Here is a 12374-nt window from a genome sequence, read left to right on the forward strand (position 1 = left end):
GCCCAGTCGACGGGGTTACGTGCCCAACTGGCGGGGTTACGTGCCCAACTGGCGGGTGGATTCGCCTGCGAGGCAGAAGCGTCCGTCGGGCAAGGTCTCGAGCAGGCCGTCGGCCAGCAGCGAGTCCAGCGCCCGTTCACGCTGACCGATGTCGGTGGTCCAGATCGCGTCGATGCGGTCGCGACCGACCGGGCCGGCGCTGCCGCGGAACTCGTCGAGCAGCAGACCGCGCACCTGACGGTCGGTGCCCGCGAACTTCTGCACCTTCTTGACGGTGGTGACCGCCGGCTTGCCGAGTTCGACCCAGAGGCAATCGGGGACAGGACAATCCCCGCATCGGGGGTTCTTGGCCGTACACACGAGAGCTCCGAGCTCCATCAGCGCGGCAGAGAACCTCGGGGCGCGGGCGGGGTCATCGGGCAACAGTGCCTGCGCATCGGCCAGGTCGGTGCGTGCCGGGTTGCCGGCGTCACCACGTCCGTGGACGGCCCGTGCGATCACCCGGCGCACGTTGATGTCGACCACCGGTACCGACTGGTCGAAGGCGAAGCACGCCACCGCGCGTGCGGTGTAGTCGCCGATGCCGGGCAGCGTCAGCAGCGTCTCGACGTCGCTGGGGACGACGTCGTCGAAGCGAGTCGCCAACGCGGTCGCACACTCGTGCAGCCGCATGGCGCGCCGCGGGTAGCCGAGCTTGCCCCACGCGCGCACCACCTCGCCGACGCCGGACTCGGCCATCGCCGAGGGCACCGGCCACCGCTGAACCCATTCGAGCCACTTCGGGATCACCCGGGCCACCGGCGTCTGCTGCAACATGATCTCGCTGATGAGGATCTGCCACGGTGTCACCGACTCCGCGCGCCACGGCAGATCGCGTTCATGCACGTCGAACCATGTGAGGAGGCGTTGCTGGAATGCATTCGGCAGAATGTCAGACATGGCAACCATGACCCCAGCACAGGCGTGGCGCGACATGCGCGACGGAAATGACCGATTCGTCAGCGGTGAACCCAAGCATCCGAGCCAGGGTATCGACGACCGGAACCGTCTCACCGGCGGGCAGACCCCGAAGGCAGTCCTCTTCGGGTGTTCGGACTCCCGGGTCGCGGCCGAGATCGTGTTCGATCAGGGACTCGGTGATCTCTTCGTCGTGCGGACCGCCGGCCAGGCCATCGACTCGGCGGTGCTCGGCTCGATCGAGTTCGCGGTGGCGGTGCTGAAGGTGTCGCTCATCGCCGTCCTCGGTCACGACAGCTGCGGCGCGGTGGGCGCGACCATCAAGGCGGTCGACGAGGCCCAGATCCCCGGCGGATACATCCGTGACATCGTCGAGAAAGTGACGCCCAGCGTCCTGTCGGGTAAGGCCGAGGGACTCACCCGCGTCGACGAGTTCGAGGCGCGCCACGTCCAGGAGACCACCAAGCTCCTCACCGACCGCAGCCAGATCATCGCCGACGCGATCGAGGCCGGCGAACTCGGCATCGTGGGACTCACCTACAGCCTCGCCGAGGGTCGCGCGTGGTTGCGTGAGGTCGTGGGTGAGGTCGACGACCAGCCCGACACCGACCACGCCCTCCCGACGGTGTGAGCTGACCACTTTGTGACCGACACGCCGCGGCAGGTCAGACGGGCCACCGACCCCGGCCGATAGCGTTGAATCGTGTTGGAACCGCAGGGACCTCTCCCACCCGAGATCTATTGGCGTCGCCGCGCGCTCGCCGTCGGTGTGGCGGTGTTGGTCATCGTGGTGATCGTCGGCATCATCGTGCTGGCCACCGGCGGGTCGGACGACAAACCGACCAACACCAGCGCGAGCCTCAGCACCACGCCGTCGTCGACGCAGCTCCCCGAGAGCATCGACCCGTCGCAGTCCGGGGTCACCGGCGGATCCGGTGGCGGTTCGGCCGCACCCTCGAGTTCCGGCGCGCCGGGTGCGTCGACCCCGGCGTCGTCCGGTGTGCCGCAGAGTTCGCAGGCCCCGGGCGCGGTCCCGGCCAGCGGGCTGTGCCCGGACCAGAACATCTCGGTGGTGCTCTACACCGACAAGCCGACCTACACGACCGGTGAGAAGCCGACCTTCACGTTGGTCGTCACCAATGCGGGTCTGACCGAGTGCACCCGCGACGTCGGCAAGGACATGCAGAACGTCACCGTGCGCAGTCTCGACGGGACCCGCTACATCTGGTCGGCGACGGATTGCTCGCCGATCAACACGGTCAACAACCAGCTGCTCAAGCCGGCGCAGCAGTTCAAGGACACGATCGTCTGGTCCGGCACGACCAGCGCGCCCGGCTGCAAGCTGCCGCGGGTGCAGGCCGGTGCCGGTCCGTACCAGGCCGTCGGCGAACTCGGCCAGCGTCAGAGCGCGCCGATCACGTTCAACTTCACCAACCCGCCCGGCGCCTGATCGCACCGGGAGCCGGGTCCTAGTCGAACCGCTCGATGGTGGTCTCGGCGAGACGGGACAGGCCCTCGCGGATGTGCCGGGCCCAGATGCCGCCGATGCCGTCGATGGCCTGCAGATCCGACGCGCTCGTCGCGAGCAGGGCCTGCAGGGTCCCGTAGCTGCGGACCAGGCGGTCGAGGTGGGCGAACTGCAACCCCGAGATCCGCGCGAGAAGGCGGTAGCCACGCGGACTCATCGTGGTGTCCTGCGCGTCGAGGGTGGTGGGGTAGCCGAACGCGCCGGCCAGCAGTGTCTGGTCGAGCAGGTCGGTGTCGTTGAGCGCCTCGATGGCCTCGATCGCCTGCCGGACCTCCTCGATCGTCGCCGGCTCCGGACTCGAGTAGTAGTCGCGGACCACCAGCTCACGCATCGAGTCGTTGTCGCCGACCAGTTCCTCGAGTTGCAGGCTCAGCTGCCTGCCGTTGGCGCCCAGTTCGAGCACGTACTGCTCGATCTCCATCGACACCCGACGCACCATCTCCATGCGCTGCACCGCGGTCATCGCATCGCGCAGGGAGACGTAGTCCTCGATCTCCGCGCGCGACAATGCGGCACTGACGTCGTCGAGTCGGGTCTTGTAGCGCTGCAGGGTGGCCACGGCGAGGTTCGCTCGGGACAGGATCGGGTCCGATCCCTCCACCACGTGTCGGATGCCCGCGACGTAGGCGCTGACGATCGACATCGACGCGCTGACCGAGATCACCGGGTGCCCGGTCTGGATGGCGGTGCGCTCGGCCGCGCGGTGACGGGTGCCGGACTCCTCGGTGGGTATCGACGGGTCGGGGACCAGCTGTACGTTGGCGCGCAGGATTCGGCTTCCGTCGGTCGAGAGCACCACGGCGCCATCCATTTTCGACAGCTCGCGGAGTCGGGTCGGTGCGAACTCCACGTCGAGCGCGAACCCGCCGTCGCAGATGCGTTCCACGTCGTCGTCGTAGCCGAGGACGATCAGGGCTCCGGTGCGACCCCGCAGGATCCGCTCGAGACCATCGCGCAGGCCGGTGCCCGGGGCCACCCGCGCGATGGTCGCGCGGAGCAGGTCGCCGTGCGTCACGTCCGCCATGGGTGTGTCTCTCCGTCGTGGGTCACGCCGACTAGATTAACTGCGTGTGAAGAGCACCTTTGTCGTACCCGATGGTCTCGAGCCCGCCGAACGTGTCGCAGATGCCCCGGCGCCGGGAGATCGGATGCCCTCGCACAACCCCATGTGCTTCGGTTGCGGACCGGACGCGCCCAACGGCCTGCATTTCGACGCCCGCGCCGGTGAGGGCATGGCGATCGCCGGCGAGATGATCGTCGAGCCGCATTTCGAGGGTGGTCCGGGGATGATCCACGGCGGCATCCTGTCGTCGGCGTTCGACGAGATCATGGGGATGAACGTGATGCTGATGGGCGTCACCGCGGTGACGGCGGTGCTGAACGTCGACTTCGCCAAGCCGATCCAGTTGGGCAGCAGACTGCGCTTCAGCACCGAGATCCTCGGGACGCAGCGCCGCAAGGTCTACGTCCGTGCCGTCGCACACCTCATCGATGACGAGGGGCGCAGCGGCGACGAGGTGGGCGGGGCGCACGGCCTGTTCATCGTCGTCGATCCGAGCATCCACTTCCGCGAGAGCCGGGCCAGGAGTCAGTTCGCGTCACCCAGGTTCGGCGCCTGACGGCCGGGTCAGAAGGTGTAGCTGTCGGCGCTGGTGACCAGGGCGGCACGTACCGCCTCGTGCAAGTCGGCCACCTGCGTGATCTTGATGCCCGCGGGCAGATCGGTCGACCCTGCGGGAACTATCGCGTGCCGGAAGCCCAAACGCTTCGCCTCGGCGACGCGACGTCCCACGCCGGCAACCCGCCGTACCTCACCGGCCAGCCCCACCTCGCCGATCGCGACGGTCGAGCGCGGTAGCGCCTTCATCCGCACGACCGAACCGACGGCGAGTGCGATGGCCAGATCGGCCGAGGGCTCGGTGAGCTTCATGCCGCCGACGGTGGCCACGTAGACCTCCACGTCGGACACCTTGACGGAGATCCTGCCCTCGAGGACGGCCAGGATCATCGCCACGCGTGGGGAGTCCAGGCCGCTGACGGCACGTCGGGGGGAGCCGTTCTGGGTGGGGGAGACCAGCGCCTGCACCTCGCCGACCATCGGCCGTTTGCCGTCCATCGCCACGGTGATGGCGGTACCCGGCACCTCCGAGTCACGGTGGTGCAGGAACAGACCGGACGGATCGGGGACCTCGTGGATGCCGTCGCCGCGCTGCTCGAAGCACCCGACCTCGTCGGACGCCCCGAACCGGTTCTTGATGCCGCGCACCATCCGCAGCGACGAGTGTTTGTCCCCCTCGAAGGCCAGCACCACGTCGACGAGGTGTTCCAGCGACCGGGGGCCGGCGACCGCGCCGTCCTTGGTGACGTGGCCGACCAGGATGATCGCGATCCCGGAGTTCTTGGCCAACGATGTCAACGCTGTTGTCACCGAACGGATCTGGGTGACACCACCGTTGACCCCGTCGGATCCGCCGGCCACCATCGTCTGTACCGAGTCGACGATCATCAGGCTGGGCTGTACCTGTGCGGCATGACCGAGGACGGTGTCGAGATCGGATTCCGCGGCGAGATAGACCTCGGGGTGCACCGCACCGGTGCGCTCGGCGCGCAGCCGGACCTGGGCGGCCGACTCCTCGCCGGTGATGTAGAGCGCCCGCTTGCCCTGTACCGCCCACCGTTTGACCGTCTCGAGCAGCAGGGTGGACTTGCCCACCCCGGGCTCACCCGCGAGCAGGACGACCGATCCCGGCACCACTCCGGACCCGAGGACCCGGTCGAGTTCGCCGATGCCGGTCGGGAACGCCGCGGCCGCGGTGGGATCGATCTCGGTGATCGGGCGGGCCGGGGTGGACGGTGCGATAGCGACGGAACCACGCGCCGTGGAGGACACGGTGGCGACCTCGTCTATCGAGCCCCACTCACCGCACTCGGGGCAGCGGCCGACCCACTTCGTGGACTGATGGCCGCACGCGGTGCACCGATAGGACGAACGGGGTTTGGCCACGCGGCAACACTAGCGACGCGGACCGACAGCGCAGGGGAGGACTCAGCCCTCGCCTTCGCTCGCGCTTCCCTCTTCTTCGCCGCCGCCGGGGTTCTGCACCGCGCGCTCGTCACGCGGGAGGATCGAACCGGCGTCGACCGGGACGTTCAGGGTGACCTGGCCCGCCTGGGCGAAGGTGAAGACCAGCGGCACGGTGAGGCCCGGGGTGATCTGCTTGCCGGCGCCGGTCAGCGTGACGGTGATGCGGGTCTCGCTGGGATCGGCGGAGTTGTTCGACGACGACGTGCTCGACGGCGCGGAGCTGGACGGCACGCTGCTCGAGGAGGACGGGCTGGACGACTCGGTGCTCGACGACGGGCTCGCCGACTCGGTGGGCGAGGCGACGAGGAGCTGTGAGGGCTGGCCCGCGCGCAGCGACTTGGTCGCCGGGATGTCCTGGCTGCCGTCGATGGTCACGGTTCCGGTGCCGGACTTGAACGTGATCGACTGCAGCCGGTCGTTCTTGTACGGGCTGTTGTTCGAGATCAGGAAAGCGAGTTCCAACGGGCCGCCGTTGACGAACTCGGCGTTGCTCCCCGACGAGGGGAACACCACGTGGACGTCGCGCAGGGCGATGTCACCGAGTGTGGCGAACGAACCGTTCACCGCGGCGGCCTGATTGGTGGTCTGGGCGATCTGGCCGGCGCCGCACGCGGTGGTACCGAGAGCCAGTGCGCCGCCCATGGCGGCGATCGCAGCGACGCGAGTCAGGTGACGAAAGGGGTTGATCACTGACACCGGGTTTCCTTCTCGCTGGGGACGACGGCCGGATGGCGCACTACGCAGCGTAGTGGCCACAGCGGCCGTGAGCGCGTTCGGGTGCCCAAATGACCGTGCTCGCCCCGTGATACGGCATTGCCGCCCTGTGATCGCTGGCGGCGGATTGCTGCTGGTAGGCCGCTGACCTGCACCGTTGTGTGATGCCCCCGCGGGCCCCGTGGTAAGCTGGGCCAATCGAAAGGGGCTTGGAACTTGAATTTCAAAGTCGGCGACACCGTTGTATACCCCCATCACGGTGCTGCTCTAGTCGAAGACATCGTGGTCCGCACCATCAAGGGCGAGCAGGTCGAGTACGTCGTCCTGAAGATCGCGGACGGTGACATGACCGTGCAGATCCCGTCCACGAAGCTCGAGTACGTCGGCGTTCGCGACGTCGTCGGCGTCGAGGGCCTGGACAAGGTGTTCGACGTCCTCCGTGCGCCCCACACCGAGGAGCCCACCAACTGGGCACGTCGCTTCAAGGCCAACCAGGAGAAGCTCATCTCCGGCGACATCATCAAGGTGTCGGAGATCGTGCGCGACCTGTGGCGTCGTGAGCAGGACCGCGGTCTGTCCGCAGGCGAGAAGCGCATGCTCACCCGTGCACGTCGCGTGCTGGTCGACGAGCTGTCGCTCGCGCAGGGCACCGACAACGCTCGGGCCGACCTCATCCTCGACGAGGTTCTCGCACCCGCCTCGTAAGAGAGTCTCTTTGTGTCAACCGTCTGCCTGATCCCGGCTGCGGGAGCGGGTACCCGTCTGGCGGCCGGTCGCCCCAAGGCGTTCGTCGACCTCGCGGGCCAGACCATCCTCGAACGCGCAGTTCGCGGGGTGCTCGAGGCCGACGTCGATGCCGTCGTCGTCGCCGTACCCGCCGACCTGGTCTCCGAGGCGCAGGTCCTGCTACCCGATTGCCATGTCGTGGTCGGGGGAGCCGAGCGCAGCGCCTCGGTGCGTGCCTGCATCGCGGCGGCCACCGCGTCGTTCGACGCCGAGGTGATCCTGATCCATGACGCTGCTCGTGCGCTCACCCCGCCGGACCTGTTCCGCAGGGTCGTCGACGCCGTGCGTGCCGGGGCACCGGCGGTCATCCCCGGCGTGCCGGTCACCGACACCCTCAAGGCCGTCGAACCCGTCGGGGTCGGCGGTCCCGAGCGGGTCGTCGCCACCGTGGACCGCAGCGTCCTCCGTGCGGTGCAGACCCCGCAGGGCTTCGCGCCGGACGCGCTGGCCCGTGCACACGCGGCCGGTGGCCACGCGACCGACGACGCCGGGCTGGCCGAGGAGGCCGGGATCCCGGTCACCGTGGTCCCGGGCGATCTCATGGCCTTCAAGATCACGACCGAGTGGGACCTGCGGCTCGCGCGCATGCTGCTCGAGGCGACAGGAGTCCGCTGATGCGGGTGGGTATCGGCACCGACGTCCATCCCATCCAGACGGGTAAGCCCTGCTGGATGGTCGGCCTGCACTTCCCCGACGACCACGGGTGCGAGGGGCACTCCGACGGCGACGTCGGGATCCACGCCCTGTGCGATGCACTGCTCTCGGCCGCCGGTCTGGGCGACCTCGGGTCGGTGTTCGGCACCGGACGCCCCGAATGGGACGGGGTCGACGGCGCGACCATGCTCAGCCACGTGCGCGGCCTCGTCACCGATGCGGGATTCGAGGTCGGCAACGCGGTGGTCCAGGTCATCGGCAACCGGCCGAAGATCGGGCCGCGGCGCGAGCAGGCCCAGCAGCTGTTGTCCGACCTCGCCGGCGGACCCGTGTCGGTCTCCGCGACCACCACCGACGGACTGGGACTGACCGGGCGGGGCGAGGGGATCGCCGCCGTCGCCACCGCATTGCTCGTCGCCGCGGGTGGGCCCGCCGCTGTGAGCCAGTAAGGTTTCACGTCGTGACCCTTCGTCTGTACGACACCGCCGCGCGTGCCCTGCGCGACTTCACCCCCGCGCAGCCGGGGCGTGCATCGGTGTATCTGTGCGGCGCGACGGTCCAGGGGGTCCCGCACATCGGTCACGTCCGCAGCGGTATCGCCTTCGACATCCTCCGACGATGGCTCGAGCACGGCGGACTCGACGTGCTGTTCGTCCGCAACGTCACCGACATCGACGACAAGATCCTGACCAAGGCCGCCGACGCGGGTCGGCCGTGGTGGGAGTGGGCGACCACCCACGAGCGGGCCTTCACCCTCGCCTACCAGCAACTCGGCGTGCTGCCTCCGTCGGCCGAGCCGCGCGCCACGGGGTTCGTCACCGAGATGGTCGAGTACATGGAGCGCCTCATCGAGCGGGGACACGCCTACGCCTCGAACGGCGACGTGTACTTCGACGTGCGCAGCCTGCCCGAGTACGGCGCCCTCTCGGGACACCGACTCGACGACGTGCACCAGGGCGAGGGGGTCGCGACCGGCAAGCGCGACGAGCGTGACTTCACCATGTGGAAGGCGGCCAAGCCCGGCGAGCCCTCGTGGCCGACGCCGTGGGGACCCGGCCGACCCGGCTGGCACCTGGAGTGCTCGGCCATGGCCACCTCGTTGCTCGGCGCCGAGTTCGACATCCACTGCGGCGGAATCGATCTGATTTTCCCGCACCACGAGAACGAGATCGCCCAGGCCCACGGGGCCGGTGACCCCTTCGCGCGCTACTGGTTGCACAACGGCTGGGTCACCATGGGTGGCGAGAAGATGTCGAAGTCGCTCGGCAACGTCGTGTCGATCCCGGCGATGCTCGAGCGGGTCCGGCCGGTGGAGCTGCGCTACTACCTGGGCAGCGTCAACTACCGGTCGATGATCGAGTACTCCGAGGGTGCGTTGATGGAGGCCGCCGCGGGCTTCCGGCGCGTGGAATCCTTTGTGCACCGGTCGGTCACGCGGTTCGGGGACGTCCCCGTCGGTGAGGTGGCCGCCGAGTTCGCGGCCGCCCTCGACGACGACCTCGGCGTTCCGGCGGCGCTCGCGCAGATCCACAACACCGTGCGCAGCGGCAACTCCGCGCTCGAGGCCGGCGACGTCGAGACGACGGTGGCCGCCGCGTCGTCGGTGCGCGCGATGATGGGCATCCTCGGCGTCGATCCACTCGATGACCACTGGCGTTCCGACGGTGACGATTCCGACGCGATCGCGGCTCTCGACGTACTCGTCAGCGCCGAACTCGACCGGCGTGCGACCGCGCGTGCCGACAAAGACTTCGCGACCGCGGATGCGGTGCGCGACCGACTCGCCCAGGCCGGTGTCGAAGTGACCGACACCGCCGACGGCGCACAATGGAATCTCAAGGGACGCAACTGATGGCCGGCAACTCCAAACGCAAGGGCGCGATCCGCAAAGAGGGCACGAAGAAGGGGCAGGTCGCCGGATCCGGCGGCAACCGTCGTCGTGGTCTCGAGGGTCGCGGTGCGACCCCGAAGGCCGTGGACCGCCCGTACCACGCCGCGCACAAGCGCTCGAAGGCCGCGGCCAAGGCGACATCGGGTGCGCCACGCGGCAAGTCGACCGCGGGACGTCGCCGCGACGAGGATGCCCCCGAGTACGTGTTGGGTCGCAACCCGGTCGTCGAGTGCCTGCGCGCGGGTGTGCCCGCGACCGCGCTGTACGTGATGGTGGGGTCGGTACCCGACGAGCGTGTCAGCGAGGCGGTCAAGTACGCGGGCGACAAGGGGATCGCGATCCTCGAGGCGCAGCGTTCCGAGCTGGATCGCATGAGCTCCAACGGCTTACATCAGGGCATCGCCCTGCAGGTGCCGCCGTACCAGTACGCGCACCCCACCGATCTGATGCGGTCGGCGGTCGACAGCGGTACGCCGCCGTTGCTCGTCGCGCTCGACAACATCACCGATCCCCGCAACCTCGGCGCGGTCATCCGGTCGGTGTCGGCGTTCGGCGGCCACGGTGTGGTCATCCCGCAGCGTCGCAGCGCCAGCGTCACCGCCGTCGCGTGGCGCACGAGTGCCGGCGCGGCCGCGCGCCTCCCGGTCGCGCAGGCGGCGAACCTGACCCGCACGCTCAAGGAGTGGGCCGCCGACGGTGCCCAGCTCGTCGGTCTCGACGCCGACGGTGACACCGAACTCGACGGATACGACGGCACCGGACCGATCATCATCGTGGTCGGCTCGGAAGGAAAGGGACTGTCGCGCCTGGTCCGCGAGACCTGCGACAGCATCTTGTCGATCCCGATGGCCGGTCCGGTCGAGAGCCTCAACGCATCGGTCGCCGCCGGTGTCGTGCTCGCCGAGTTCGCTCGGCAGCGTCGCCAGGCCTGACCGTCTGAGGCGTCCGGCCGCAGAACAGAACGCTTGTCTTGTTTGTACGACTGAGCAACAATAATTTTGTGGTACTTGTCGGTACCAGCTCATTCGTAGAAGGAGGTCATCATGCGTATCTCGACACGATTCTCTGTTGTCTCTGCAGCGACGATCGTGGCCCTCGGAACCATCGGCGCCGGAGTTGCGGACGCTGCACCGGGTACCGGCTCTGCGTCCGGGTTCACCGCCGACCTGGTCGGGACCAACGGGAGCGAACCGTTCAGCTGCGGATTGAACGTGATTAACAACGGCCCGGCGACGGCACGGAACGTCACCGTGCTCACCAACCCCGGGCTCTTCGGGCCGGGACCGGTCTTCCTGGGTGACATCGCGCCTGGCCAGTCGAAGAAGAAGCTGCAGATCGATTGCGGGATCTTCGGCCGGCAGCTGTACCAGTACGCCGTCTCGACCACGCCCGATCTGAATCCGGGGAACAACGGCGCGGTCGTGTTCACGCCGATCTACGACTGACGTCGAGGTGGGCCGGTGATCAGGCAGCCAGGAGGACAGTCAATCGATATTCGACCTGACTGAACTCGGGATCGCTGTGGCCCGGTGGTGGCGGCGCCATCGTCGTGTGGGTGTGCCCCGTCGGGGTGGTTACGGTCGCGGTGTGGCGACCGATGTCGACGTCGCCGATGACGACGGACCACCCCGGGTTCTGTTTGGCGCGATTGTGCCCGAGACACATGCCCATCCCGTTCACCTCACTCGTCGCACCGCCTTCGGCGTGCGGATCGGCGTGGTCGTACTCGGCGATCGGGGCGTCGCAGTAGGGGATTCGGCAGTCGTGGTCGCGAGAATCCAGCAACGTCTTCAGGCCACTCGGAAAGGTCCTCGCCTTCGAGTCCATCGCGACCAGGGTGCCGGTGGCGGGCGTCGAATAGATGCGGCGAAGGGACACCATTGCCTCGGCATCGATCGAGGAGCGGATCATGTGCCGCGCGGTCGCAGCGGGTATGGGACCGTATCCGTCGACGTGCGCCGTTGCGTCCTCGGAGCCGCTCAGCGCCGAGTCGGGCAGGAGCAGGTTCACCGCGACCGGCATGGCCTCGGCGGTCGCTGCGCCGGTGGCCCGCTCGACGAGTGTGTCGGCCATGATCTGCGCGTGACTGCGCTCGTCGATCCCGCGGATCGCGTCCGCGTGCTTCTTCAGCGACGCGTACACCGAGATGCCTTGCCTCAGCGGAAGCAGAGCGGTCAGGCGGACCATCCCGTCCGGTGCGGGGCGAGTGCTGACGCGACGATCCTTCTCCGCCGTCGCGTGCCGATCGACGACGGCCTGCGCGTCGAGTTCATAGGCCAGTTTCTTCGCCGCGGCGTCGACCGCCCGGTCGCCGAGACCGTCGAGCGTTGCGGGGTCGCTGCACAACCGGCGATCGATCTCCTCGCGGTCGATGCGAGTGAGGTATGCGGTCTCGCGCACCAGGATCGTGGCGCGCCATTCGCTCAGTGCGCCGGACTCCAATGCCGCACGCGTGTGCGGCATCTCGTTCATCAGCGCTCTGGCGAAGCCGAGGTGGCGGGATCCCTGGGCGCCGGACACCTTGCGTGCCAGCGCGATCTCCGATGCCATGCCGCGCCCCCGCCGGGCGGCAGGCACGCCGCTGCCGGCCTCGGCCTCGACACGCAGTTCCTCGAACCGCATGGTGTCACGAGCCTGCGCCGCAGCACATCCCGCCTTGATCGACTCCAACAGCGAGATACGTTCGATCGCCTCGGCTTCGCTCTCCGCGGGTGCCTGTTCGGCGAGTGACCGCAGGAACGATTGCAGCGCAACCGCTG

14 protein-coding genes are annotated in these 12374 nt (G+C 68.6%); 9 read left to right on the forward strand and 5 right to left on the reverse strand.

The features are described 5' to 3' along the window. Positions 1-36: 36 nt before the first annotated feature. Positions 37-939, reverse strand: coding sequence for an A/G-specific adenine glycosylase (locus tag JHC79_RS17855; RefSeq protein WP_296393301.1), 903 nt, complete (start codon positions 937-939; stop codon positions 37-39). On the opposite strand from JHC79_RS17855, the gene JHC79_RS17860 reads away from it, so the two are divergent. Further along, a complete protein-coding gene (locus JHC79_RS17860; protein ID WP_296393303.1) occupies positions 938-1588 on the forward strand; it encodes a carbonic anhydrase in 651 nt (216 codons plus the stop codon). The two genes, JHC79_RS17855 and JHC79_RS17860, sit on opposite strands and share 2 nt — an antisense overlap. Before the next feature lie 72 nt (positions 1589-1660). Next, on the forward strand, positions 1661-2407 hold the full coding sequence (locus JHC79_RS17865; protein ID WP_296393306.1) for a hypothetical protein: 747 nt from the start codon (positions 1661-1663) through the stop codon (positions 2405-2407). 19 nt (positions 2408-2426) lie between these two features. On the opposite strand, the gene disA is transcribed toward JHC79_RS17865, so the two are convergent. Beyond that, the gene (gene disA, locus JHC79_RS17870) at positions 2427-3509 is read right to left on the reverse strand and encodes a DNA integrity scanning diadenylate cyclase DisA (RefSeq protein WP_296393308.1); all 1083 of its coding nucleotides are present in this window, start codon (positions 3507-3509) and stop codon (positions 2427-2429) included. Positions 3510-3555: 46 nt separating this feature from the next. Between disA and JHC79_RS17875 the strand changes: the two genes are divergently transcribed. Then, positions 3556-4104, forward strand: a complete 549-nt coding sequence (locus JHC79_RS17875; protein ID WP_296393311.1) for a PaaI family thioesterase — start codon at positions 3556-3558, stop codon at positions 4102-4104. Between the two features lie 8 nt (positions 4105-4112). Here the strand turns inward: JHC79_RS17875 and radA are convergent, their stop codons facing one another. Beyond that, positions 4113-5489, reverse strand: a complete 1377-nt coding sequence (gene radA, locus JHC79_RS17880) for a DNA repair protein RadA (protein WP_296393313.1) — start codon at positions 5487-5489, stop codon at positions 4113-4115. Positions 5490-5531: 42 nt separating this feature from the next. Further along, entirely contained in the window at positions 5532-6266 is a 735-nt protein-coding gene (locus JHC79_RS17885) for a hypothetical protein (RefSeq protein ID WP_296393315.1), read from the reverse strand. A gap of 234 nt (positions 6267-6500) precedes the next feature. Here JHC79_RS17885 and JHC79_RS17890 point away from each other — a divergent pair, with 234 nt between their 5' ends. The 6 genes from JHC79_RS17890 (at position 6501) to JHC79_RS17915 (ending at position 11060) form a co-directional block, all read left to right on the forward strand. Next, on the forward strand, positions 6501-6989 hold the full coding sequence (locus JHC79_RS17890; RefSeq protein ID WP_188488760.1) for a CarD family transcriptional regulator: 489 nt from the start codon (positions 6501-6503) through the stop codon (positions 6987-6989). Positions 6990-7001: 12 nt separating this feature from the next. Beyond that, complete coding sequence (ispD, locus tag JHC79_RS17895) at positions 7002-7685, forward strand: 2-C-methyl-D-erythritol 4-phosphate cytidylyltransferase (RefSeq protein ID WP_296393319.1); 684 nt, start codon at positions 7002-7004, stop codon at positions 7683-7685. Beyond that, on the forward strand, positions 7682-8173 hold the full coding sequence (gene ispF / locus JHC79_RS17900) for a 2-C-methyl-D-erythritol 2,4-cyclodiphosphate synthase (RefSeq protein ID WP_296393339.1): 492 nt from the start codon (positions 7682-7684) through the stop codon (positions 8171-8173). Before ispD ends, ispF begins: the two co-directional genes overlap by 4 nt. An 11-nt stretch (positions 8174-8184) precedes the next feature. Then, entirely contained in the window at positions 8185-9576 is a 1392-nt protein-coding gene (gene cysS, locus JHC79_RS17905) for a cysteine--tRNA ligase (protein WP_296393321.1), read from the forward strand. Continuing rightward, positions 9576-10547: a 23S rRNA (guanosine(2251)-2'-O)-methyltransferase RlmB gene (rlmB, locus tag JHC79_RS17910; RefSeq protein WP_296393324.1), complete on the forward strand. Its 972-nt coding sequence runs from the start codon at positions 9576-9578 to the stop codon at positions 10545-10547. Before cysS ends, rlmB begins: the two co-directional genes overlap by 1 nt. 111 nt (positions 10548-10658) lie before the next feature. Next, a complete protein-coding gene (locus JHC79_RS17915; RefSeq protein WP_296393326.1) occupies positions 10659-11060 on the forward strand; it encodes a hypothetical protein in 402 nt (133 codons plus the stop codon). Between the two features lie 19 nt (positions 11061-11079). Here JHC79_RS17915 and JHC79_RS17920 read toward each other — a convergent pair whose 3' ends face one another. Then, positions 11080-12285, reverse strand: coding sequence for a DUF222 domain-containing protein (locus JHC79_RS17920; protein ID WP_366783013.1), 1206 nt, complete (start codon positions 12283-12285; stop codon positions 11080-11082). Between the last annotated feature and the right edge of the window lie 89 nt (positions 12286-12374).

This window comes from Williamsia sp., from assembly GCF_016462415.1.
Lineage (GTDB): Bacteria > Actinomycetota > Actinomycetes > Mycobacteriales > Mycobacteriaceae > Williamsia_A.

Coding starts and splice junctions, on each gene's coding strand:
- JHC79_RS17915 (WP_296393326.1), top strand. CDS start 10,659: ATGCGTATCTCGACACGATTCTCTGTTGTCTCTGCAGCGACGATCGTG.
- disA (WP_296393308.1), bottom strand. CDS start 3,509: ATGGCGGACGTGACGCACGGCGACCTGCTCCGCGCGACCATCGCGCGG.
- JHC79_RS17855 (WP_296393301.1), bottom strand. CDS start 939: ATGTCTGACATTCTGCCGAATGCATTCCAGCAACGCCTCCTCACATGG.
- rlmB (WP_296393324.1), top strand. CDS start 9,576: ATGGCCGGCAACTCCAAACGCAAGGGCGCGATCCGCAAAGAGGGCACG.
- JHC79_RS17860 (WP_296393303.1), top strand. CDS start 938: ATGGCAACCATGACCCCAGCACAGGCGTGGCGCGACATGCGCGACGGA.